General features: G+C 71.6%; 19 protein-coding genes and 3 pseudogenes. 10 read left to right on the plus strand and 12 right to left on the minus strand.

Annotated elements, in window-relative coordinates:
• The first annotated feature begins 121 nt into the window (after positions 1 to 121).
• The 3 genes from ACZ6TU_RS29065 to ACZ6TU_RS29075 all read left to right on the plus strand — a co-directional run bounded on the left by ACZ6TU_RS29065 (position 122) and on the right by ACZ6TU_RS29075 (position 7,440).
• Positions 122 to 4,996, plus strand: coding sequence for a DNA repair ATPase (locus ACZ6TU_RS29065; protein ID WP_469552002.1), 4,875 nt, complete (start codon positions 122 to 124; stop codon positions 4,994 to 4,996).
• A gap of 667 nt (positions 4,997 to 5,663) precedes the next feature.
• Positions 5,664 to 6,734, plus strand: a complete 1,071-nt coding sequence (locus tag ACZ6TU_RS29070; RefSeq protein ID WP_469552004.1) for a PucR family transcriptional regulator — start codon at positions 5,664 to 5,666, stop codon at positions 6,732 to 6,734.
• A gap of 175 nt (positions 6,735 to 6,909) precedes the next feature.
• Positions 6,910 to 7,440 carry a hypothetical protein gene (locus ACZ6TU_RS29075; protein ID WP_469552006.1) on the plus strand — a complete coding sequence of 177 codons (531 nt, stop codon included), beginning with the start codon at positions 6,910 to 6,912 and terminating at the stop codon, positions 7,438 to 7,440.
• Positions 7,441 to 7,638: 198 nt separating this feature from the next.
• On the opposite strand, the gene ACZ6TU_RS29080 is transcribed toward ACZ6TU_RS29075, so the two are convergent.
• Positions 7,639 to 7,851, minus strand: a complete 213-nt coding sequence (locus ACZ6TU_RS29080; protein WP_469552007.1) for a hypothetical protein — start codon at positions 7,849 to 7,851, stop codon at positions 7,639 to 7,641.
• A 62-nt stretch (positions 7,852 to 7,913) separates the two neighbouring features.
• Between ACZ6TU_RS29080 and ACZ6TU_RS29085 the strand changes: the two genes are divergently transcribed.
• Together ACZ6TU_RS29085 and ACZ6TU_RS29090 are read left to right on the plus strand one after the other, a co-directional pair.
• Positions 7,914 to 8,345, plus strand: a complete 432-nt coding sequence (locus ACZ6TU_RS29085; protein ID WP_467677667.1) for an NfeD family protein — start codon at positions 7,914 to 7,916, stop codon at positions 8,343 to 8,345.
• A gap of 5 nt (positions 8,346 to 8,350) precedes the next feature.
• Positions 8,351 to 9,388, plus strand: a complete 1,038-nt coding sequence (locus ACZ6TU_RS29090; RefSeq protein ID WP_469552035.1) for an SPFH domain-containing protein — start codon at positions 8,351 to 8,353, stop codon at positions 9,386 to 9,388.
• Positions 9,389 to 9,458: 70 nt separating this feature from the next.
• Here the strand turns inward: ACZ6TU_RS29090 and ACZ6TU_RS29095 are convergent, their stop codons facing one another.
• From ACZ6TU_RS29095 to ACZ6TU_RS29105, 3 genes are all read right to left on the minus strand, one after another.
• Positions 9,459 to 10,553, minus strand: coding sequence for a carboxylate-amine ligase (locus tag ACZ6TU_RS29095; protein ID WP_467677669.1), 1,095 nt, complete (start codon positions 10,551 to 10,553; stop codon positions 9,459 to 9,461).
• A 390-nt stretch (positions 10,554 to 10,943) separates the two neighbouring features.
• Positions 10,944 to 11,252, minus strand: a complete 309-nt coding sequence (locus ACZ6TU_RS29100; RefSeq protein WP_150478609.1) for a hypothetical protein — start codon at positions 11,250 to 11,252, stop codon at positions 10,944 to 10,946.
• A gap of 17 nt (positions 11,253 to 11,269) precedes the next feature.
• Complete coding sequence (locus ACZ6TU_RS29105) at positions 11,270 to 11,683, minus strand: SRPBCC family protein (protein ID WP_469552010.1); 414 nt, start codon at positions 11,681 to 11,683, stop codon at positions 11,270 to 11,272.
• 111 nt (positions 11,684 to 11,794) lie between these two features.
• Here ACZ6TU_RS29105 and ACZ6TU_RS29110 point away from each other — a divergent pair, with 111 nt between their 5' ends.
• Both ACZ6TU_RS29110 and ACZ6TU_RS29115 read left to right on the plus strand, forming a co-directional pair.
• On the plus strand, positions 11,795 to 12,775 hold the full coding sequence (locus tag ACZ6TU_RS29110) for a Rieske (2Fe-2S) protein (RefSeq protein WP_467677673.1): 981 nt from the start codon (positions 11,795 to 11,797) through the stop codon (positions 12,773 to 12,775).
• Entirely contained in the window at positions 12,759 to 13,148 is a 390-nt protein-coding gene (locus ACZ6TU_RS29115; RefSeq protein WP_467677675.1) for a DUF1360 domain-containing protein, read from the plus strand. The genes ACZ6TU_RS29110 and ACZ6TU_RS29115 overlap by 17 nt, the downstream gene beginning before the upstream one ends.
• A gap of 197 nt (positions 13,149 to 13,345) precedes the next feature.
• On the opposite strand, the gene ACZ6TU_RS29120 is transcribed toward ACZ6TU_RS29115, so the two are convergent.
• Positions 13,346 to 14,245, minus strand: a complete 900-nt coding sequence (locus ACZ6TU_RS29120) for a TauD/TfdA dioxygenase family protein (RefSeq protein ID WP_469552013.1) — start codon at positions 14,243 to 14,245, stop codon at positions 13,346 to 13,348.
• Between the two features lie 257 nt (positions 14,246 to 14,502).
• Positions 14,503 to 15,732, minus strand: coding sequence for an acyl-CoA dehydrogenase family protein (locus ACZ6TU_RS29125; RefSeq protein ID WP_469552014.1), 1,230 nt, complete (start codon positions 15,730 to 15,732; stop codon positions 14,503 to 14,505).
• A gap of 349 nt (positions 15,733 to 16,081) precedes the next feature.
• On the opposite strand from ACZ6TU_RS29125, the gene ACZ6TU_RS29130 reads away from it, so the two are divergent.
• Together ACZ6TU_RS29130 and ACZ6TU_RS29135 are read left to right on the plus strand one after the other, a co-directional pair.
• Positions 16,082 to 17,182, plus strand: a complete 1,101-nt coding sequence (locus ACZ6TU_RS29130; RefSeq protein ID WP_467677681.1) for a winged helix DNA-binding domain-containing protein — start codon at positions 16,082 to 16,084, stop codon at positions 17,180 to 17,182.
• A gap of 76 nt (positions 17,183 to 17,258) precedes the next feature.
• On the plus strand, positions 17,259 to 17,840 hold the full coding sequence (locus ACZ6TU_RS29135; protein WP_469552016.1) for an Rv1733c family protein: 582 nt from the start codon (positions 17,259 to 17,261) through the stop codon (positions 17,838 to 17,840).
• A 265-nt stretch (positions 17,841 to 18,105) separates the two neighbouring features.
• Here ACZ6TU_RS29135 and ACZ6TU_RS29140 read toward each other — a convergent pair.
• The 6 genes and pseudogenes from ACZ6TU_RS29140 to ACZ6TU_RS29165 all read right to left on the minus strand — a co-directional run bounded on the left by ACZ6TU_RS29140 (position 18,106) and on the right by ACZ6TU_RS29165 (position 21,834).
• A pseudogene (locus ACZ6TU_RS29140) lies at positions 18,106 to 19,358 on the minus strand (cation:proton antiporter).
• A gap of 6 nt (positions 19,359 to 19,364) precedes the next feature.
• Complete coding sequence (locus ACZ6TU_RS29145) at positions 19,365 to 19,850, minus strand: cation:proton antiporter regulatory subunit (protein ID WP_467677687.1); 486 nt, start codon at positions 19,848 to 19,850, stop codon at positions 19,365 to 19,367.
• Between the two features lie 133 nt (positions 19,851 to 19,983).
• Positions 19,984 to 20,442 (minus strand): hypothetical protein, encoded by a 459-nt coding sequence (locus ACZ6TU_RS29150; RefSeq protein ID WP_469552019.1) that lies wholly within the window; start codon positions 20,440 to 20,442, stop codon positions 19,984 to 19,986.
• A 51-nt stretch (positions 20,443 to 20,493) separates the two neighbouring features.
• A pseudogene (locus tag ACZ6TU_RS29155) lies at positions 20,494 to 20,676 on the minus strand (hypothetical protein); the annotation flags it as partial.
• 270 nt (positions 20,677 to 20,946) lie between these two features.
• Positions 20,947 to 21,504 carry a hypothetical protein gene (locus ACZ6TU_RS29160; RefSeq protein WP_469552020.1) on the minus strand — a complete coding sequence of 186 codons (558 nt, stop codon included), beginning with the start codon at positions 21,502 to 21,504 and terminating at the stop codon, positions 20,947 to 20,949.
• Positions 21,505 to 21,516: 12 nt separating this feature from the next.
• The gene (locus tag ACZ6TU_RS29165) at positions 21,517 to 21,834 is read right to left on the minus strand and encodes a hypothetical protein (protein ID WP_469552036.1); all 318 of its coding nucleotides are present in this window, start codon (positions 21,832 to 21,834) and stop codon (positions 21,517 to 21,519) included.
• A 10-nt stretch (positions 21,835 to 21,844) separates the two neighbouring features.
• Between ACZ6TU_RS29165 and ACZ6TU_RS29170 the strand changes: the two are divergent.
• Positions 21,845 to 21,928, plus strand: a pseudogene (locus ACZ6TU_RS29170) (IS5/IS1182 family transposase); the annotation flags it as partial.
• Positions 21,929 to 21,931 lie beyond the last annotated feature (3 nt).

Here is a 21,931-nt window from a genome sequence, read left to right on the forward strand (position 1 = left end):
GGGCCTGGCCGGCGTGCCAGGACCGGGCGTGCGCCACGGCCCGACCCGGCCCGTGGTCCGGAGCTGCCGCACAGGGGACGGCAGCTCCGGACCACGTTCTCCGACTTCCGAAAGGGACCCCATGACCACCGGTCTGGACACCGGCACGTACGAGGTGCTGCGCGACCGGCTCACCGCGCAGGCCGCCGAGCTCGCCCGGCGCGCCGAGGCGCTCAACGCCCGCCGGACCGAGGAGTTCGGCTCCACCCGGCTGGAGCTGACGAGCACCGGGCGGCTGCGCACCGAGCGCAACTGCGTGCCCCGCGACATCGCCGCCGTCGGCGACAGGCTGCTCTTCGGCCACAACGTCTTCCTCGGACTCAAGCCGGAGACGACGGTGGGCGACGTCTTCGCGCTGTACGACCGCGATCTGAACCGGCTGTCCGAGGACGCCGTGCCGGGCCTGCTCGACGATCCCGCCTTCGTCCGCGAGTTCGCCGCTCTCCACCGCTACTACCGGCAGGCCCATCTCCTGCAACTCCGCCGTGTCGAGGGCAAGTTGCTGGCCGTCTTCCAGACGGGGGAGAAGGTCGGCGACATCCGTGTCCTGCGCTGGGCGGTGACCGACGACGGTCAGGTGTCCTTCCTCGACGCGCGGGGCGAGCGCGACCACGTCTTCCCGCCCTCCCACGACTTCGCCTGGACGCGGACGACCCGCGAGCACCACGTCCTCGGCCGCCGTCCTCATGTCTCCATCGAGGGCGAGGTCTTCGTAGAGACGGTCGGCGGCACCCTGACCGTCAAGGTCGAGGACGACACCGAGACGGGCGAGGGGATTCACACCGAGCCGGTCGCCGAGCCGCTCCAGTCCCTGGCCGACGCCGACATCGCGTACGCGCGCGTGGGCGCCCTCATCCTGCTGGACGTCCTGCCGTACAAGGAGGACGTGCACCGGTACCTGGTCTTCAACACGCTCACGAAGAGCGTCGTCCGCCTCGACGGCATCGGCCGGGCCTGCCTGACTCTGCCCGAGGACCAGGGGATCGTCTTCCCCGGCGGCTACTGCCTCGCCACCGGGACGTACAAGACATTCGACGGCACCGACACCGCTGACCTGGAGTTCGAGCGCGTAGTCCGGTCCCCGAACGGCGAGGACGTCCTCTTCGCCTTCCACGCGCGCGTGGCAGGCCGCAGCCTCCTGCTGCCGTACAACATGATCCGCAAGGAGGTCGCCACCCCGCTGTCCTGCCACGGCTGGGCCCTCTTCGATGACGGCACGCTGATGGTGCTGCGGGCGGACACCGACGAGCCGCAGCGCGTGCACCCGCTCCAGCTGTGGAACTCCCCGTACGTCTCCGACACGCACGCGGCCGCCCAGCCCGTCGGCACCGGCCGGCTCGCCCGCGTCGGCAACGCCGACCTCGTCCGCGGCATCTCCGACTGCCTGTCCCTCACGCGGGCCGTCACCGAGACGACCCCGACGAGCGAGGTCTACGCGGCACTGGCCGCCGCCTGCGTCCGGGCCGCCGACTCCTACCACTGGCTCAGCGATCCCGAACTCGGTGATCTGCACACGCCGCTCACGCAGGTCCGGGCCACTGCCGAGCAGGTCCTGGCCGAGTTCGAGACCGTCCAGGCCCTCACCCGCCAGGCGGCCGACGCGCTGGACGAAGCCGCCGCACAGGTGGCAGCGGTCGTACGACGCCTGCGCGGCGAGGCCCCGCGCAGCGCCTCGGCCTGGGTGACCGGCCTGACCGAACTGCGGCACGCCCAGGGCCACCTGCTCACCCTCAAGGACATGCGGTACGCCGACACCGCCCGCATCGACGAACTCGCCGCCGATGCCGAGGCCGACCTCGCCTCCTTCGGGCAGCGGGCCGTCACCCACCTCGCCCGCGAGGACGCCTTCGCCGGCCACCAGGCCGCCATCGAACAGCTCGTCGCGGACGCCGGGGCGATCACCACCGTCGCCGAGGCCGCCCCCGTCGCAGCCCGTCTCGACGACCTCGCCGACGGACTGCGCACGGTGACCGAGGTCGTCGCCGGGCTGGACATCGGCGACGCCACCGTCCGTACGTCCATCCTGGAACGGATCGCCGAGGTCCTCGGTGGTGTCAACCGCGCCCGCGCCACGCTCGACGGCCGCCGTCGCGCGCTCCTCGACCGCGAGGGGCGGGCCGAGTTCGCCGCCGAGCTCGCCCTGCTGCGCCAAGCCGTCATCGGCGCGCTCGCGGCCGCCGACAGTCCCGAGGCGTGCGACGAGCAACTCGCCACCATGCTCGTGCGGGTGGAGAACCTGGAGTCCCGGTTCGCCGAGTCGGACGACTTCCTCGGCGAGCTGGCGGACAAGCGCGACGAGGTCCACGAGGCGTTCTCCGCCCGCAAGCAGACCCTCGCCGACGCCCGCGCCCGCCGCGCCGAGCGCCTCGCCGACTCGGCGGCCCGCGTCCTGGGCACGGTCACCCGCCGCACCGCCACGCTCACCGGCACGGACGCGATCGCCACGTACTTCACCTCCGACCCGATGCCCGCCAAGGTCCGCCGCATCGCCGACGAGCTGCGCGAACTCGGCGACCAGGTGAGGGCCGAGGAACTCGACGGACGTCTGAAGTCCGCCCGCCAGGAGGCACTGCGCGCCCTGCGCGACCGGACCGACCTGTATGCCGACGACGGCCGCACCCTCCGCCTGGGCAGCCACCGTTTCGCCGTCAACACCCAGCCCCTCGACCTCACCCTGGTCCCGCACGGCGACACCCTCGCCTTCGCACTCACCGGCACCGACTACCGCTCACCGGTCACGGACCACGATTTCGCCGCCACCCGCCCCTACTGGGACCGTCCCCTGCCGTCCGAGGCGCCCGAGGTCTACCGCGCCGAACACCTCGCCGCCCGGCTGCTGGACGAACACGGTCCGGCCGTGCTCGCGGAGGCCGACCTGACGACTGTCGTCCGGCAGGCGGCGGAGGCGGCGTACGACGAGGGTTACCAGCGTGGCGTCCACGACCACGACGCGACCGCGATCCTCGCCGCACTTCTGCGCCTGTACGAGAGCGCCGGCCCGCTCCGCCACGAACCCGCCGCCCGCGCCGCCGCCCATCTCTTCTGGGCGCACGGCACGACGGCCGAGGAGCGCGAGAACTGGACCCGGCGGGCGGTCTCACTGGCGCGCGCCCGGGACACCTTCGGGCTCGTCCCGGCGATCGCCGACCTGCGCGCCGAGCTGACGGAGGCGATCGGCACCCGAGCGGCGGCCGCCTACCTCTTCGAGGAGCTGACCGGCGGCCCCGACGGCTTCGTCATCAGCGCCGGCACCCGCACCCTGCTCGACAAGTTCCGCCGCACGGTGGGCACATCGGCCTACGACGACGACCTCGCCGTCCTCACCGCCCCGGCCGCCCGCAGACAGTTGGTCGAGGCGTGGCTGACGTCGTACGCCGCCGCGACCGGCACGGAGATCACTCCCGGCGACCTGGCCGAGGCGGTGGCCGCCGAGCTCTGCCCGGACCTGCCCCGCTACGAGTCCGACGCCCCGCTGACCGAGACCGTCGAGGGGCTGCTCGGCACCCACCCGCGCGTCAGCGGCGGCACCCTCACCGTCCGTGTCGACGAACTCCTCGCTCGGTCAAGAGAGTTCCGCACCCGTGAGGTCCCCGCCCACCGCGCCTACCAGCGACGCCGTACAGCACTCCTGGCAGCCGAGCGCACCCGCCTCCGCCTGGACGCGTACCGCCCGACGGTGATGTCCGCGTTCGTGCGCAGCAAGCTGATCGACGAGGTGTACCTCCCCCTGGTCGGCGACAGCCTCGCCAAGCAACTCGGCACGACGGGCGACAGCAAGCGCACCGACACCGGCGGCCTGCTCCTGCTCATCTCCCCGCCCGGCTACGGCAAGACGACGCTCATGGAGTTCGTCGCCGACCGCCTCGGCCTGATCCTGGTGAAGGTCGACGGCCCCGCACTCGGCCACGCCGTCACCTCACTCGACCCGGCCGAGGCCCCGAACGCCACTGCCCGCCAGGAGATCGAGAAGATCAACTTCGCGCTGGAGGCGGGCAACAACACCCTGCTCCACCTCGACGACATCCAGCACACCTCGCCCGAGCTGCTCCAGAGGTTCATTCCGCTGTGCGACGCCACCCGCCGCATCGAGGGTGTGCGACATGGCGAGCCGCGCACTTACGACCTGCGCGGCAAGCGGTTCGCGGTGTGCATGGCCGGCAACCCCTACACCGAGTCCGGCAGCCGCTTCCACGTCCCCGACATGCTGACCAACCGCGCCGACGTGTGGAACCTCGGCGACGTCCTGACCGGCAAGGAGGACGCCTTCGCGCTCAGCTTCATCGAGAACGCGCTGACGGCGAATCCGGTCCTCGCCCCGCTCGCCGGCCGCGACCGCGCCGACCTGGAGCTGCTGATCCGCCTGGCCGAGGGCGACTCCACGGCCCGCGCGGACCGGCCGGCACATCCGTACGCCCCCGCCGAACTGGAGCGTGTCCTCGCCGTACTGCGCCACCTGCTCACGGCCCGCGAGACGGTCCTGGCGGTCAACGCCGCGTACATCGCCTCGGCAGCCCAGTCCGACGCCACCCGCTCCGAGCCGCCCTTCCGGCTCCAGGGCTCCTACCGCAACATGAACAAGATCGCGCAACGCGTCCAGCCGGTCATGAACGACACCGAACTGGCCGCGCTGATCGACGACCACTACACGGCCGAGGCCCAGACCCTCACCACCGGCGCCGAGTCCAACCTGCTGAAACTGGCGGAACTGCGCGGCACCCTCACCAGTGAACAGGCGCAGCGCTGGAGCGACCTGAAGGCGGCGTACGTACGCACCCGGACGCTGGGCGGACCGGACGACGATCCCCTCGTCCGCGCCGTGGCCACCCTCGGGCTGCTCGCCGACCGGATCGCGGCCGTGGAGACGGCGATCAACCGCGCGGCCGACCCACGCCACCTGAGGGCCAACCCCTTTGCCCGCCATGCGGCTCGCCAGGCCTCGGGGAACGGGGAACAGTGAGGTGCCACGCGGACGTCCGGCCCGGCCGCCCCGGGCAGGTGACTCACCCGGCTGCGGTCACGGACGAGGCCGGCACGGCGGCGGAACCAGGCGGGAGACGGGGCGCCGTGGGCCGTGCGGCGGGGGCGTCCTCCAGTTGCTGCACCATGGTCGTCCGGTCCCTCGCCCGGCGTGCGGTCGCGGGTGGACAGCAGGGACCCGGCCCCGAGCGCCAGGACGACCGCGGCGGAGGCGGCGACGAGTCCGTTGATCCGGGCGGCGGCCCTGCCCGTTCCCGGGCCGCTCTTCCCGGCCTCCCGCGCGTTGTGCGTCATGCAAGAACGTCGGGCGGGTTCTGCCACGCTGCCTGATTCCGGCAACACGGGCCGTACGCGCGTGTCCGGCCGAGGGTGCTGCGGACCACCCGCTCACCACACCAGGATGCGGACCATGGCCGGAAGCGGAACGACGCGGAAGGACGCGGGGAGGGGGGACGTGTATCTGCCGAACCCGTCGCCCCTGCCCACGCCGGAGCCACACCTGATGGTGCATCTGCGGAGCACGGTGTGGAGGCCGACCGAGTTCGTCGGCCCGCTGCCGCCGTGGTGGCTGGTCCGACGCCCTCGGCATTGCCGGAACCCGGCAGGAAGGGAAGGATGTCAAGGGCGCAACAACCGGGGGGATTTCCATGACAGGTCAGCACGTGTCCGAGGAATACGGGAAGTACCTGGACGGATACGCCGGCCTCCTCGGAGACGCCTCGGCGACGGGCCGCAGGCTGACGCGGGAGGAACTGGACTCGCGCCGCGCCCTGGGCGAGAAGGCAGCGGAGGCCGGTCTCGGACTGCGTGCCCTGGTCGCTGCCCACATGGCCGAGACCCGGGCGAACTGGCCGACCGGGAACGGTGTTTCCGCGGACAGTGTGCTCGCGGCCGCCGCCCAGACCATGGACGCGTTCGCCGAGGGCTACGAGCGGGCGCAGCGGCACGCCGTACGCCAGGAGGAAGCAGCCCGCCGGGAATTCATCGACGACCTGCTGTACGGCCGCAGCGACCTGGGCCGGCTGGCCCAGCGCGCGGAGCGCTACGGGTTGCGCCTGTCGTACGAGCACGCGGTCGCCGTGGCGCGCGGCACGACCACCTACGACGAGGGAGATCCGGCCCTCCGAGAGGTGGAGCGCGCGCTGATCAGCCGGTTCGGTGACCGCAGCATCCTGCTCACCACCAAGGACGGACGGCTCGTGTGCATCGCCCCCGGCGACCAGGACGAGGTCCTCGCGTACTTCGCGAAGCAGGCGTTCGCCGCCACGGGCGGGGGACAGGTGGCGATCGGCCGCCCCCAGCCCGGCGCGGCAGGCGTCGTCCACTCGTACGAAGAGGCCCTGAACGCTCTCGAACTCGCCGAACGACTGGAACTCGACGAGCCCGTGCTGCGCGCCGCCGACCTCCTCGTCTATCCGGTCCTCACCCGCGACCGGCAGGCCATGGCCGACCTGGTGCACAGTGCTCTCGGCCCGCTGCGTCAGGCCCGCGGCGGTGCCCAGCCGCTCCTGGACACCCTCACCGCGTACTTCGATTCCGGCTGTGTGTCCGCGGAGGCGGCGCGGCGGCTGTCGCTGAGCGTGCGGGCCTTCACCTATCGCCTGGAACGCATCCACAAGCTCACCGGCGCCGATCCGTCCGACCCGGTCCACCGCTACACGCTGCAGACCGCGGTGATCGGGGCCCGGTTGCTGGACTGGCCGGCGGAATCCTTCTGAGTGGTGACCCGCAGCAGGACTCTTACGAGAGTCTGACGCGACCGCCGTTCCACAGCGGCGCGCTGTTCCCTCCGCCCACTCTGGTCACGTCCGCGGTCGCGGGCCCCGCCGCGCAGGCGGCGCGGAGAGACTGAGGATTCCGTTCGCGATCAGCTTCGACCGGAGCGGGAAGCGGATGCTGGTGGCCGAGGCGGAGAGGTCCACGGTCACCACGTACCAGGTGAAGCGTGACGGAAGGCTGAAGGTCCTCCAGGAGCCGCTCGCCAACGGCCAGGAGACCCTGTGCTGGCTGGAGCGCGCGGGCGACTACTTCTACGGCGGGAACACCGGCAACTCCACCGTCACCGGCTACCGCATGGACAAGCACGGCACGCTGAGCCTGACCAACGGGGTGGGCATCGCCACTCCGCCCTCCGTCGAGTCACAGGGCGTGATCGACCTCGCCGTGACGGAGGACGAGAAGTTCGTCTACGTCCAGAACGCCGTCTCGGGCACCGTCGACGGCTTCGCGTCGAGGCCGACGGCGCTCTCACCAAGGTCACCACGGCCGAGGGCCTGCCCACCTTCGACGAGTCCGGCATGGAGGGCATCGCCGCGGTCTGAGGAGGGCGGGGCGTCAGGGCCTGTTCGTCGGACGGCCCACGAGGAACGCGACGAGCGCGCCGGCCAGCGCTGCCCATGCCAAGGCCACCGCTCCGGCCTGTGACCAGCCCGTCAAGGCGACGGCCACGGCCGCCACGACCCCGGCGGCCACGGCAGGCCCGCTCGTCGCGCACGCCCACTGCCGACGGACGCTGCCAGGCCGGCGCAGCTCGCCGATCGCGGCCCTGATCATCAGCGCGGCGACCACGACGACCACGGGCAGCAGCGACCCGGCGCCGTTCACGAGGCGGCGCGGGCCACGTCAGTCGTCGCCCGCGGCGCCGACGGGCCCACGGCCGGTCCGCTGGTAGATGTCGGGGATGCCGTCGGCGTCGTCATCGCGTGTCTCCTCTTCCCCGCCGATCAGCGGGGCAACAGTGAAACCGATCCCGGCGAGCACCGCCAGGCCCAGCACCACCCCCAGCGGCTCCAGCCCGGCAAGTCTGTGACGTCTCCCTGGGGTAAGGATCTTCACGTTGTGGGTAAAAGGGACGCAAAAGACCCTTCCGGGGCCGTACCGCTGAGAGGGGGCGCGCGATGGATCCATGGCTGATCTGGTTGATCATCGCGGGCGTATTGGCTGTGGCGGAGATCTTCACCCTGACCGCCGCGCTGGGGATGCTGAGTGCGGCCGCGTTGGTCACGGCGGGTTCCGCCGCGGCCGGACTGCCGTTGCCTTTCCAGTTCCTGGTCTTCACCGCCGTGTCAACGGTCACGCTGCTGTTCCTGCGCCCCATCGCACTGCGCCATGTGCTCAAGCCCCAAGCGGCACGGTTCGGCGTGGACGCCCTGGTCGGCAAGGGTGCCTATGTCGTCTCGGAGGTGACGGGCCTGGGCGGCAGAGTTCGTATCGACGGTGAGGAGTGGACGGCCCGCGCCTTGGACGAGACGCTGGTGATTCCTGCCGGAAAGACCGTCGACGTCATAGAGATCAGTGGCGCCACCGCCATCGTCTACCCACGGGACTGATGACCATGGAAGCCTCGGCGTTCTTGATTGCCGGCCTGATCGTCGCGCTGCTCGCGGTTTTCACCGTGGTGCGGGCGGTCCGTATCGTTCCCCAGGCCCGTGCTCGTAATGTCGAGCGACTCGGCCGCTACCACCGGACCCTGAATCCCGGCCTCAGTCTCGTCATTCCGTACATCGACCGGGTTCATCCGGTGATCGACCTCCGGGAACAGGTCGTTTCCTTCAAACCTCAGCCGGTCATCACCGAGGACAATCTGGTCGTCGAGATCGACACCGTCCTCTATTTCCAGGTCACCGATCCGCGAGCGGCCTTCTACGAGATCGCGAATTTCCTTCAGGCGGTCGAGCAGCTGACCGTCACCACGTTGCGCAATGTCGTGGGATCCATGGACCTGGAGAAGACTCTCACCTCGCGCGACACCATCAACAGCCAGCTCCGCGGCGTCCTGGACGAGGCCACCGGGAAGTGGGGGCTGAGGGTCAACCGGGTGGAGATCAAGGCCATCGACCCTCCGCAGTCCATCAAGGACGCGATGCAGAAGCAGATGCGAGCCGAGCGGGACAAGCGAGCCGCGATCCTCGGGGCCGAAGGGCAGCGTCAGTCGCAGATTCTCACCGCCGAAGGCGACAAGCAGGCCGCCGTCCTGCGCGCGGAAGGCAACCGCACTGCCGCGATCCTTCAGGCCGAGGGCCAGTCCCGGGCCATCGACGAGGTGTTCCAGGCGGTGCACCGCAACGACCCCGACCCCAAGCTGCTCGCCTGGCAGTACCTCCAGACACTGCCCCAGCTGGCGCAGGGAGCGGGCAGCACGTTCTGGGTGATTCCCAGTGAGGTCACCTCCGCACTCCAGGGGGTGTCCCGCGCCTTCAGCGAGGCACTGCCCCCGTCGCCCGCCACCCGCGAGAAGCCCACGGACGACATGGCTGCCCAGGCCGCCGACGACACGGCGCAGGCGGCGCAGGCCGCCGCCGCGGCCCTCGCCGACGCGGCCAAGGCCGATCGCGCCAGCCCCGAACCTCTCCCGCCCCAGCCCCCTGGCTGACAGCGGGCGGGGGCCGTGACGCAGGGCCGGGGGGCCCAGGGCCTCGGCCCGGCCGGGGTCGGTCAGGGAGTCACGACATGCTGCTCTCCGCGCCGATCAGGTCGGTGACGGCTCGTATGCCGCTTTCGGCGAGAGCCGCGCGCTGTCTGTCCGCTCCGGTCCCGTTCTGGAGAAGCCGGTGGACCAAGGCCGTCACCTGCCGGGTAGCGCCGGACGCCTCGAGTGCCGGAGCGACGTGCCGCAGGAGTTGGTACAGCACGTCGCCGGCGCGGCGCGGCCGGCCGTTGGGGCAGATCAGGGTATCGCTCAGACCGTGCCGGGCGGCATGCCACAGAGCGACCTGGAGTAGCTCCGGCGGGCAGTCGGGCAGCGGCGCACCGGCGGCCGTTTCCGTGATGGCGGTGTCCACGAGAGCGTGGGTCATGCCCGCGAGCATGACCGCGTCGTCCGCACGCAGTTGAACGTCCATGCACCGCACCTCGACGGTGGGGTACCGAGCCGACAGGCGGGCCTGCCAGTACAACTGGCCGCTGTCCGAGATCACACCGCTCTCCAGCAGCCGCGTCAGGCGCCGGTCGTAGTCGGCCACGTCACGGAAGAACGGGGGAGCGCCGCTGACCGGCCAGCGGCCGAAGATCACGGTGCGCCAGCTGGCGAATCCGGTGTCGTGGCCGTCCCAGAGCGGGGAGTTCGCCGACATGGCCGTCAGGGCTGGCAGCCAGACCCGGATCCGGTTCAGGACCTGCACGCCCGTCTCGCGGCTGGGCACGGCGACGTGCACGTGCATGCCGTTGACCAACTGCTCCGCCACCAGCTGGGGCGCCTGCGTGAGCATGGCCCGGTAACGGGCCTGGTCGGTGACGGCCACCGGGTGACGATGGCGCAGCGGAGGCGTCCCGCAGGCGGCGATCCGGCAGCCGTGCGCTTCGGCCGCCGCCCCGATGGCGTGCCGCAGCCGCAGCAGATGTCCCCCTGCCTCCTCCAGCGTGCCGCACACCGGCGTGGCCACCTCGACCTGCGCCTGGAGCAGCTCGCACTGCACCTCCTGGTCGGCCACGAGGTGCGCCAGACCCGCCGAGGCGCGCACCTTGTCGGCCAGGGGTACCGGCAACCCGGTAACCGGGTCGAGGAGCAGGTACTCCTCTTCCACACCGATCGTCGTCATCGGTCACCCTCTGTTCTGCCCCGTCACCGGGACCGGATCGCGCGGCGTCGGCCGGACGCCGCCGGCTTGACGCTCGCGCGTGCTCCGAGTGCCGCGACCACGGCAGGACAAACCATGGCAAAAAGCAATACTGCGGTGGCAGACCGTGCCGCGCGACGCGAGGAGGCGCTGGAGGCGGCGGCCCACGAGTGTGCGAAGCACCGCGGGGCACGGTCCCGGATGGCACCCGGGCTCGCGGAGCGGGCCATGGCACGGCAGACGGACAAGACCCACGGCCGGCTTCCCGCGCCGGACAGTGACGAGGAGCCGGGCCGCCCCGGATGCGCCGCGCGAGCCCTCAGGCCGGCGTCGCCAGCGGCTACGCCTGTACGCAGATGAGCCGGTACGGCGTCACGGTCGCGGGTTCGTGCGCTGCCACCGAGGACGTGCGTCCTGACCACGGCGCCCGGCGACCGAGGCGCAACGCGGGCACTGGCGCCGGACGCGGTCCGCCGCACCGCCGGACTCCGGGAAGGTGTCCTGCCAGGTGACGTGCGGGAAGCGGACCAGCCGGGAGCGGCTGAGGGACAGTCCGCAGACGGTCTGGTTCAGCCCCGGCTCCCAGGCGTGCACCTCGCCGGACGGCAGGCGGCGCCGGCCTTCCTCCTCGTCGGTCCACTGTCCGGACGCCGCGACGGCGTACTGCTTGACGCGTGCCATGGGCGTGCGGTCCCGGATCAGCCGGCCACGTGGTCGACGCGCAGCCGCACCTGCTCCTCCAGGCGCTGAAGGCTGGTGGCCAGGGCGGCGCTGACCATCGTCTCGCCGGGGTCGTGGCTGTCGTCGAAGAATGACAGGTGCACCGTCACCTCACTGGCTCCGCCGCCGATCCCGGCGACCTGGAGCCAGCCCGTGTAGCCGCCCTGGTCGCGGGTGCCCCATTCGAGCCGCATCTGTTCGCGCTGGGCACGCAGCAGGGCGGAGGTGTCCTCGTCCGTGCGGTCCTCGTGCACGGTGACCGCGGGCAGTTCCTCGGCCTCGACATGCAGGGCCTCGGGCAGCCAGGCGTCCAACTGGCCGATGTTCGCGGCCTGGTCGAAGACCTGCTCGGGCTGTGCGGGCATCGTGCGTGAACGTTCGTACTCGGTCATCGGGGCACCGGCCTCGCTTCGGGTTCGTTCAGCGCACCGCGTTCCCGGCCTGCCCGGCCGTAACCCTCCGGGCTCCGTTTGCCGTCGGTGCTGGTGGGGACCCGGCTGAGCATGAGCACAACGCCACGCCGTCGGCCGAGGGGGCAGAACCGGGTCCTGTGGCTGCTGGACCGCATGGAGCGGGAGCCTCGGGCCGATGCGGTGATCGACTTGCTCCGCAGGGGCGTGCGGGCCCTGCCGCTGGGGCGCGGCCGGGACCTGCTGCACGGCAGGTGGCTGGGGCATCCGGTGCATCCGCTGATGGTGCAGGTGCCGATCGGCAGCTGGCTGTCGGCGGCGGTCCTGGACCTGCGGTCCGGCAGGTCCCGCGAGTCGGGGGTGCTGGTCGGCGTCGGTCTCGCCGCTGCCGCGCCCACGGCCCTGGCAGGCTGGGTGGACTGGGCTGACCTGCACCGTCAGCAGCAACGCGTCGGGCTGGCGCACGCCCTGAGCAACGCGACGGCCGTCGGCCTGTACGCCGCCTCGCTCACATGCCGGGTCAAGGGACGCGAAGCGGCGGGCCGGGCGTACGGCTTCCTGGGGCTGACGGCGGTCGGACTCGGCGGCATGCTGGGCGGCCACCTGGCCTACCGGCAGGCGTCCGGCGCCAACCACGCCGAAGAGGTTCCGCACGTCGTCACGGAGGGCTGGCACCCGGTCGGCACCGTGGACGAGTTCCCGGCGGGCCGGCCGGTGCGGCGCAGCGTGGACGACGTGCCGGTGCTGGTGGTGCGCGAACCCGGCGGGGCGTTCCACGCGCTGGCCGAGCGGTGCAGCCACCTCGCGGGACCGCTCTCCGAGGGCACCGTCGCCGACGGATGCGTCCAGTGCCCGTGGCACGGCAGCGTCTTCCGTCTCTCTGACGGCTGGAACGTACGCGGCCCGGCCACCGCCCCTCAGCCCGCCTTCGAAACCCGTATCACCGACGGACATGTCGAGGTGCGCCTGCGCCACCAGGACGGTGGAGAACATGAGGGAAACGACCGAGACCTGGTCGGGCAGGGGAGCGGAACACGACCAGGCGCTGCCCGTGAACATGGCAACAGCGACTGACAGCCGCCTCGCACGGCGGCTGCACGGGCTCCTCCACCGCACCCGACGGAATTACGCGGCAGGCCACGACCGGCCGTTGGGCGGCTACCTCGTGGCCATGGCGGGCTTCGCGGCGTACACGGCGGCCTGGACCACGGCGGTACGACGCCAGGGGCGCCCTCTGCCCGAGCGGTTCGAGCCGTGGGACGTGGTGCTGACCTCGGTGGCCACGTTCCGGCTCAGCCGGTTGCCGAGCAAGGCACCGGTGACCGCCGGCCGGCTGCTCTGGCCCCGCCCGACCCGCACCGCCATGGGCACGCTCACGGCCCTGGCCGGCGCGGACGCGCTGCAACTGGCGTACAACACGCTGGTGACCAGGACGACCGGCGACTGACCGCAGGGGCATGGACGCCAGAGGAGCAGGGGGAGGAGCAGGCGGTCCTCGCCCGGACCCGTAGTAGTCCTTGCGTACTCCTCCCTCAGCGACGAAACCCGGTGAGCCGTACAGCCCGAGAGCCGCTTCGTCGGCGGGGTCGGCCGCCAGGCGGGCGCCGGTGGCACCGGGGGTCCTGCCGACGGCCCTGTGGCGGCTCAGGCCACGGCGGGGGTGTAGTGGGAGGCGTCGTCACCTTCGAGGACGTGGCTGAGGGTGCTGTCGACACCGGCGGGGACGTCCCCCGCGACGGTCACCCGGTGCAGCAGGCGCGGCAGGTCGCCGTAGTCGTCGGGGGCGTAGTGCTGGGTGATGCGGTTGTCGAACAGGACGACGTCGCCCGGCGTCCATGCCACGCGCACGATGTTCTCCGGGCGCGTGACGTACGACTGGAAGATGCGCAGCAGGTCACGGGAGTCGGACGGGCCGAGACCGACGATGCTCTGGGCGAAGCCGCCGATGAACAGGCCCCGCTCCCCGGTCTCGGGGTGGACCCGGACGACCGGGTGGACGGTGCGGTACTTGCGCGAGACGAACCGCTTGCGGTACTCGGCCGCCTTCTCGCTCTTCGGCGCCGCGTAGTCGTAGGCGTTGGTGTGCACGGCCCACAGCCGGTCCGCCAGCTCGCGCAGCGGCTCGGGCAGATCCCGGTACGCGGCGGCCGAGTTGGCGATGAGGGTGTTGCCGCCATAGGGCGGGACCACGATGCTGCGCAGGGTGGACGCCTTCGGGGGCGTACGGACGAAGGTGACGTCCGTGTGCCACTGGTTCGAGCGGATGCCCTCGTCGGCGTCGACGGGCAGGATCTGCGGCTGCCCCTCCACGGAGGGCACGGTGGGGTGGGCGGTGGTGAGTTCGCCGAAGAGGGAGGCGAAGCGGAGCTGACCCGCGTCGTCGAGGTGCTGATCGCGGAAGACGAGCGCCTTGTGCTCCAGCAGCGCGGAGTTGATCTCGGAGACGAGGGCGGGTTCGAGGTCGCCGGAGAGATCCACGCCGAGGATCTCGGCGCCGATACGGCCGCCGACCCTGCGGACGTCGAAGCCGGTGCTGGTGGTCATGTGCGGGGTCCTTTCAGTGCTGCCGACTCACTCCGGAACGTCTGCGGGGAATTCAGTCGGCTACGAGGACGTGGCGCCTGGCACACGGAACAGCCGTGGTGGTCGCCTGCGGAAGAGAACGGGGAGAAAAGCGTTCTCCGAATTGCTCACAGGAATGAGAATCACAGCGCGAATCCGCCTGGTCAACGCCGATCGGGAGGGCGACACAAGAGTGAAGCGCGCTGTTCACAATTGCCGCCGAGCCGGCCCGCCGATGGTCAGACGGGGAGTACGAACGGAGGGTGCGTACCGTTGAGGAAGTAGTCCCCGACATCGCGGAGCCGGTGGGCCACGGGTTCGTACAGGGTGTGGGTCCGGGCATTGCGCCAGAAGCGGTCGAAGCCCAGCCGCGAGGACGCGGAGCGGGCGCCGATGATGTCGAGGGCGCGGGCGGTGGACTCCTGCACGGCCCTGGACGCGGCGGCTTCGGCCATGGCGACGAGGACGGAGATCTCCGCGTACTCGTCGTAGCCGAGGTCTTCACCACGGGCCAGCCCGCCGTGCACGGCGTCCCGTGCCTGGTCGGCGAGGGCGGACGCGGAGCGGGTGAGGACGGTGAGTTCCCCGTAGGCGGTCAGCACCTGCGGATCCTGGGGCGAGCCGACGGGCCAGTCCGGGTGCCAGTGGGACTGGCCGGTCCTGCTGTACTCGCGGGCCTCGGCGAGCACTCCCTCCGCCATGCCGAGACGGAGTTGCGCCGAGAGGAGACGCCCGACCGGCGACACCAGAGCAGTCAGGGGCGACAGAACCTCCTCGTCCGCGGCCAGCGAGCCCAGGACGTCGTCGGCGGCCATCGGTACGGCGTCGAACTCCACGCTGCCGCCGGCCGCGAGCCGTTGCCCGAAAGGGTCGGCGTCGCCGTCGATCACCACGCCCGGAAGGGCGGGATCCACCACGACGGCGAATGGTTCGCCCGTGTCGACTCGTACCGCCCGCACGGCGAGGCGGTCGGCGACCAGGACGCCGGCGGCAAAGCTCTGACGGCCGGTCAACGCAAAACCCAGCCCGTCCCTGGCAAGTGTCAGAGCCGGTTCCTGACGTGCCAGACCACCACCCCAGCACCACTGCTCCGCCGCGGATCGCCGCTCCAGCCGGGCGGCGAGATCCGGCTCGGTGAAGAACCGGGCGCTCCACGACATGAAGTAGTGACAGCCCAGCAGTTGACCTATCGCGCCGTCGGCCGCGGCGATCTCCCGGACCACCGCGTACGCCGTGGGCCAGTCCGCGCCGCCGCCCCCGAGTCCGGTCGGCACGAGAAGCGTCAGCAGTCCCGACTCCCGCAGCCGTGACACTTCGTCGAACGGGGGCTTGCCCGCCTGATCTCTGGCCACCGCGTCCGTGGCCAGGTCGTCCGCGGTCTCGCCGGCCACGCGCAGCCAGTGCGCGTTCCCGGGCCCGGTCCGGCCGGACTCCACGTCGGAGCCGGACGGCGCAGGGGCAACGCCCATGGCAGAGGTCTCCTCATGTTGATGTGTGAGGCACGCGCATCATGCTGTGCGGCGCGTCGGACGCCGTCATTGATTCCCTAGTAATTCTATAGGGAAACTAGGGAACGAGGCGCAGGGAACGGAGCCGAGCACGGGTTTCTTGACAGCGGCCGCACCGAGCTTCGCGAGATCGTCGTCGCCCAATCCCTCGTCACGCCGGGAACCACGGCGGAGCCGCGCTGAGCGTCGTGCGCTGGTGACGCCGGACGCGGTCACGATCTGACCGCGTCCCGTGTGACGGTGACCGGGCAAGCCGCCCGGACCTCTCGGACCACGGGTCGGCACACGACTCGAAGGCCGAGGTGCTCCGTTGACCGTTCTCGATGCCCGGGCGCTCAACCGCGCCACCCTTGCGCGGCAGTTGCTCCTCGACCGCGCCGATCTGCCGGTCCTCGACGCCGTCGCCCACCTGTGCGGTCTCCAGGCGCAGGAACCCCAGGAACCGTTCATCGGGCTCTGGTCCCGGCTGCGGGCGTCCGAACCGACGGTGCTGTCGGAACTGCTGACCGGACGGCGTGTGGTGCGGACCCATCTCATGCGCCGCACCGTCCACCTCGTCACCGCTGAGGACCTCGTGGCCTGGCGGGCCCGCCATGACGCGATGCTGCGCCAGCGGGTGCTCGGGACGTACCGCCGCGAGCTGGAGGGAGTGGACCTCGGCGAACTAGCGGCGGCGGGGCGGGAGGTCATGGCCGACGGCGAACCCCGCTCGATGGGCGACCTCGCGCGAGCCGTCGCCGACCGCTGGCCTGCGGCGGGGCCCCGGCCACTGGGCGAGATGCTCGTCGCCGGCCTGCTCCCGATGGTGCAGCTGCCGCCGCGCGGGCTGTGGCGCACGACGGCGGGAGTGCGCTACGCGCTGGTGTCCTCCTGGCTGGGGCGCGAGATCGACCCACCCGTCTCGGACGACTCCGATCCGGTGGGGCGGACGCTGGTACGGCGTTACCTGGCCGCGTTCGGACCCGCCGCCTCGGCCGACCTGCGCGCCTGGTGCGGCCTGGCGGGACTGCCGGCCGCGGTCTCCGCCCTGCGCGAGGAACTGGTCGCCTTCCGCGACGAGCGCGGCAGGGAACTGCTGGACCTCCCCGACGCGCCTCGCCCCGACCCCGACACCCCCGCGCCGGTGCGCTTCCTGCCGGCGTTCGACAACGCGATCCTCGGCTACCACGACCGCGGCCGGATCATCGACGACGCCCACCGCGGCCTGTCGGTCCAAGGCGCCCGCGTCGTCCTGGTCGACGGCCGGGTCGCGGCGACCTGGAGCCTCGAAGGGGACACCGTTCTGGTCACCCCGCTGCGCCGCTTCTCCCGGGCCGACCGGGGCTCCGTCGCCGAGGAAGGGCGAGCGCTGGCGTCCTTCCTGTCCGGTGACGAGAGCGACCGGGTACGGATCGCCGCGCCTTCCGGCTGAGCCATACGCCGACAGGGGCACGGTTCAGGCGCACACTGGAAGGGTGCTGCCGGTGCTCACGAGGGGGTGTCGGCCGATGGAAGCGTCAGAGCGTGTAACCGTGCGGTGGTGGCGGTGGCGGCGCAACGCGCTCAAGCGGCGTATCGACGTCGTCGAAGCCTGGGTCGTGCTCGCCGGCTGGGTGTTCGCCCTGCTCGGCGGTGTCGGCGCGGGCCTGATGGCGGCGGGCGCCGTCGAGCGGGCCGTGGAAGGGCAGCGGGCCGAGAGCCGTCGGGTCTCGGCTGTCGCCGTCGAGGACGCGCCGGGCCCGTCACCGGCCCGCGCGGCGAGCGACCACCGGGTGTGGGCCAAGGTGCGGTGGACCGCGCCGGACGGCTCGACGCACACGGACGAGGCACGGGTGCCGCCCAGGACTCCCGCCGGGAGCACGATCGCCGTGTGGGTGAACAGGAGCGGTGACATCACGGCCCCACCGGTGTCCGAGGGCGAGGCCTGGCTGCACACGTCCCTGGGCGGCGGACTGGCGGGGACCCTCACGGGCGGGGTCGTACTGGGTGCCGCCTGGCTGGCGCGGCTGTCCCTGGACCGCCGGCGCATGGCGCAGTGGGACGCGGAATGGGAGCGCATCGACACGCGCCGGGGCTGGAAGACGGGCTGACCGGGCACCAGCCGTGCCGCCCGCCGCCGGGCAGCCTCCGCACGCCGGGCTGGAGAGTGCGGAAGCTGCCAGGCGGGAGCTTTCACGTGCCGGGCCTCCGTACGGCGGGCAGGGGAGTGCGGCCGCATGCCGTCGGTGAGTGGGGCTTGCCGTGCGCCGCGCCTCCGTAGGGCGGGCACCGGATCGCGGTCGTACGCCGCTGGTCGGCGGGCGTGAACTGGCGAAGAGCACTGGTCGGCGCCCCGTCCCGGCTGCGGCCGGTCGGTCAGGTGCGGCCGACGGTGTCCTGGTCGTCGATGGTCTCGTGGGTGCCCGCAGGAACAGGTGCCGTCGCCCCGCGGGACGTGGTCCTGCTCCGGCGCAGTCGCCCGGTCAGGCCGGTGGCCACGGGCTCGGTGTAGCGGGCGGTCAGGGGACCGACGAGGACCAGGATGAGGACGTATGCCGTGGCCAGTGGGCCGAGGGAGGGCTCGATGCCGGCCGTGACGGCGAGCCCGGCGATGACGATGGAGAACTCGCCGCGGGCCACGAGCGTGCCGCCGGCGCGCCAGCGGCCCTTGGCCCGATCCCGGCGCGGCGTGCGGCCCAGTAGCCGGTGGCGATCTTCGTCGCGGTGGTGACGGCAGCCAGGGCGAGGGCGGGCAGCAGCACGGGCGGGATGCTGGTGGGGTCGGTGTGCAGGCCGAAGAAGACGAAGAACACCGCGGCGAACAGATCCCGCAGCGGTGCGAGCAGGCTCGTCGCGCCCTCGGCGACCTCGCCGGACAGTGCGATGCCCACCAGGAAGGCGCCCACGGCCGCGGACACCTGGAGTTGCTGCGCGAGCCCGGCGACCACCAGGGTCACGCCGAGCACCACCAGCAGCAGCTTCTCGGGGTCGTCGCTGGAGACGAAGCGGGAGACATGGCGGCCGTAGCGCACCGCGAGGACGAGCACGAGCGTGGCCACGCCCAGGGCGATGGCCAGCGTGACCGCACCCGCGGCCAGGCCCACCCCGGCCAGCAGGGCGGTGACGATCGGCAGGTAGACCGCCATGGAGAGGTCCTCGAGGACCAGGATGCTCAGGATGGCCGGGGTCTCGCGGTTGCCGAGCCGCCCCAGCTCGCCCAGGACCTTGGCGATGACGCCGGAGGAGGAGACCCAGGTGACACCGGCCAGCACGACGGCGGCGACCGGGCCCCAGCCGAGCAGCAGCGCGAGCACCGCACCGGGCAGGGCGTTGAGGACGGCGTCGACGACCCCGGCCGGGTAGTGGGTCTTGAGGTTGGAGACGAGGTCCGTGGCCGTGTACTCCAGGCCCAGCATGAGCAGCAGCAGGATGACGCCGATCTCGGCACCGATGGCGACGAAGTCCTCGCTGGCGACCAGCGGCAGCAGTCCGCCCTCACCGAAGGCGAGCCCGGCCAGCAGATAGAGAGGGATCGGCGAGAAGCTGAAGCGCCCGGCGAGGCGGCCGAGCAACCCGAGCCCGAGGATGAGGCAGCCGAACTCGATCAGGAAGACCGCGGAGGAGTGCACGGCGGGTCACTCCCGCCCGAGTATCGCGGCGGCCGCCTCCACGCCCTCGCGGGTCCCGATGACGATGAGCGTGTCACCGCCGGCGAGCCGGAAGTCCGGCGCGGGGGAGGGTATCGCCTCGGCCCGGCGCAGCACCGCCACGATCGACGCGCCGGTGTCGGTGCGGATCCGGGACTCGCCCAGCAGCCGGCCGTTCCAGTGCGAGGAGCCGGACAGCTCGATCCGCTCGGCGACGAGCCCCAGGTCGGTCGTGGACAGCAGGTTCGGCGTGTGGTGGGCGGGCATCAGCGCGTCGATCAGTGTCGCCGCCTCCTCCGCCGTCAGACGCACCGACAGGTCGCAGGCGTCCGGGTCGTCCCTGCGGTAGGCGCTGATCGTCCGGTGGCCGTCGCGGTGGGCGACCACGGACAGCCGCCGGCTGTCCCGGATCGTCAGGTCGTAGCGGACACCGATGCCCGGCAACGGCGTACTGCTGAGGCGCGGCGCGCTCATGTCTGTCCCCCTTCCGTCGGCGTGCGTGTTCCTGATGACTCGCCTGCGGGGACCCGCGCCCGGACGAGCGCCCAGATCCGGCCTGTGGGCTCATCCTAGGCGGCCGGGCGGGACTGTACCCGTCGTGCGTGTGCTATCTGGAGGGCACCGGGACAGCGGATCCGGACGGGACGGGAGTGGCCGTGGGCAGCCTCGCGGTCGCCCCCTCCACCTGCCGCACGGTGCCCGTCCCCGGCCGGGTGCCCGTGCCCGAACCGACGGACAACTGGGACCAGGCCCCCAGTGCCAGCGCCACGGCGGCGGCGGTGGCGACGACACGTCCCACGCGCCGGACCTTGGCACGGCGGTCCAGGTCGCGCCAGGCCACGCGGACCCACAGGTCCTCCGGCTGCCACAGGTCACCGACGGCGTACGGGGGTTGGAGCTGCCGTCCCGCCGCTCGCTCCTTCGCGGAAGGCTCCCTGGGGGCGGAGGCGCATATGGCGTGCTCGCTGTCCGTGAGGAACCTGAGCCACACGTCGTCCGGGACCGGGGGAGTGCCGTCCGGCTCGTCGGGCGTTCCCCGTCCGCCGCCCGGTCCTTCGGTGGTCACGTCCCGTCCTCTCCTCTCCGACCATCGGCCTGATCACTGCGCAACGCAAGATCAGTATGCCGCCCGGTACGCGAGGCCGCCCCTCCACGGGTGCTCGCGCAGCGCGTCCGAGACCGACTTGGTACCGCCGTGTGCGGTGAGGCAGCCGTCGACGGGGATCTCGGCGCGGATGGTGTTCACGCGGATGCCACGCGGGCCGAGCTCGGTGGCGGCCGTCCTGGACAGGCCGCGGACGAAGCGACGTTGACGGCTCGGACGTGAGGTCGCGTCCCTCCTTGCCGAGCACGGCGGCGACCTCCGGCTCCAAGTCGAGCACGCCCGACCCCGGCGGTACCGGGAGTCAAGGCCAGGGGCGCGAAGCTCCGTAATCCTCAGAGATGACAGAGGACCCTCATGTGCCGTAACGCCAACCTTTGACGATCTACTCGGTGCATCCAGCGGCGCCGATGGTGGCGGTGACGGCTGCGCCGTACGCGATACGACGCAGCCCGCCACGAGTGGAGCTCAGTTGCACCCGGACATCACGTAGGTGTTGTCGACGACGACCTTGCTCCCGGACTTCATGTAGGAGTACGCCTCGCCGCAGCCGCCGCGCTTCTGGTAGACGGGCCCGGCGTAGGTGCTGTACGTGCCGAAGTCCTCGGTGTGAGGCGTGTCGGTGAAGTTGTCCTTCAGCCGGATGCCCATGGAGCGCGCGGAGCCGGTGTCGTTGAAGAGGACACCGCAGATGTACTTGTCGTACAGCTTGTTGGAGCCGCTGTACTTGCCGTTCCACCACAGGTAGAGGCTGGCGTTCGTGCCGTAGCGCGCAGCGCCTTCGGAGATGGTGTAGCCGGAGCCGCACACGTTGGCGGCAGCCGCAGCCACAGTGGTGTTGGCTTCCAGAAGAGCCTTGCCGTCGGCGCCTTCGATCATCTTGAGGCCCTTGTTGCCTCTGAGTTCGATGATCGTCGGGTCCTTGGTGCCGGTGTTCGCGGCGGCGTTGGCGCTCGTAGCGGTGGCGGCGGTCAGGGCCAGGGCTACGGCGGCGATGGTGGTACGCATGACGGTACGCGTGAGCATCGATCCCCCTTGTCATGTTCCCAATTCGGAAACGTGTGCGACTATATCTCCTTCGGATGCCCCCGCCACAGCTTGTTGTGCTGGTTTTGAGCCTCGCGAACGCGGAACGTCTCCCTCCCTTTCTTCGCGTCGTAGGTCATCAGTTTCGGCAGCGGGCCGCCGTTCAGCACCGCCGCGGGCCTGGTTGATCCGCCGCGGTTGAGCGCTCCTGGTGTCCTTCGGATTGGTCTTGATTTCTTCGGTGCGGGGCGGGTGCACGCCGCCCCATACCGTGATGTCGCCGATGCGCAGGCAGTTGGTCTTGCCGTGGCGGGCCAGCTGCTCGCGCACGTCGTGCTGGAGGGGTATCCGCCACCGCATCGCCCTCAAGGGCATCGAGTCGTCCAAGCGACTCGGCCGTCATCGCCGGGTGGTCGAGAGGACCGTG

This window comes from Streptomyces sp. NPDC052064 (assembly GCF_055585925.1).

Coding starts and splice junctions, on each gene's coding strand:
- ACZ6TU_RS29065 (WP_469552002.1), top strand. CDS start 122: ATGACCACCGGTCTGGACACCGGCACGTACGAGGTGCTGCGCGACCGG.
- ACZ6TU_RS29070 (WP_469552004.1), top strand. CDS start 5,664: ATGACAGGTCAGCACGTGTCCGAGGAATACGGGAAGTACCTGGACGGA.
- ACZ6TU_RS29075 (WP_469552006.1), top strand. CDS start 6,910: ATGCTGGTGGCCGAGGCGGAGAGGTCCACGGTCACCACGTACCAGGTG.
- ACZ6TU_RS29085 (WP_467677667.1), top strand. CDS start 7,914: ATGGATCCATGGCTGATCTGGTTGATCATCGCGGGCGTATTGGCTGTG.
- ACZ6TU_RS29090 (WP_469552035.1), top strand. CDS start 8,351: ATGGAAGCCTCGGCGTTCTTGATTGCCGGCCTGATCGTCGCGCTGCTC.
- ACZ6TU_RS29095 (WP_467677669.1), bottom strand. CDS start 10,553: ATGACGACGATCGGTGTGGAAGAGGAGTACCTGCTCCTCGACCCGGTT.
- ACZ6TU_RS29100 (WP_150478609.1), bottom strand. CDS start 11,252: ATGGCACGCGTCAAGCAGTACGCCGTCGCGGCGTCCGGACAGTGGACC.
- ACZ6TU_RS29105 (WP_469552010.1), bottom strand. CDS start 11,683: ATGACCGAGTACGAACGTTCACGCACGATGCCCGCACAGCCCGAGCAG.
- ACZ6TU_RS29110 (WP_467677673.1), top strand. CDS start 11,795: ATGAGCACAACGCCACGCCGTCGGCCGAGGGGGCAGAACCGGGTCCTG.
- ACZ6TU_RS29115 (WP_467677675.1), top strand. CDS start 12,759: ATGGCAACAGCGACTGACAGCCGCCTCGCACGGCGGCTGCACGGGCTC.
- ACZ6TU_RS29120 (WP_469552013.1), bottom strand. CDS start 14,245: ATGACCACCAGCACCGGCTTCGACGTCCGCAGGGTCGGCGGCCGTATC.
- ACZ6TU_RS29125 (WP_469552014.1), bottom strand. CDS start 15,732: ATGGGCGTTGCCCCTGCGCCGTCCGGCTCCGACGTGGAGTCCGGCCGG.
- ACZ6TU_RS29135 (WP_469552016.1), top strand. CDS start 17,259: ATGGAAGCGTCAGAGCGTGTAACCGTGCGGTGGTGGCGGTGGCGGCGC.
- ACZ6TU_RS29145 (WP_467677687.1), bottom strand. CDS start 19,850: ATGAGCGCGCCGCGCCTCAGCAGTACGCCGTTGCCGGGCATCGGTGTC.
- ACZ6TU_RS29160 (WP_469552020.1), bottom strand. CDS start 21,504: ATGCTCACGCGTACCGTCATGCGTACCACCATCGCCGCCGTAGCCCTG.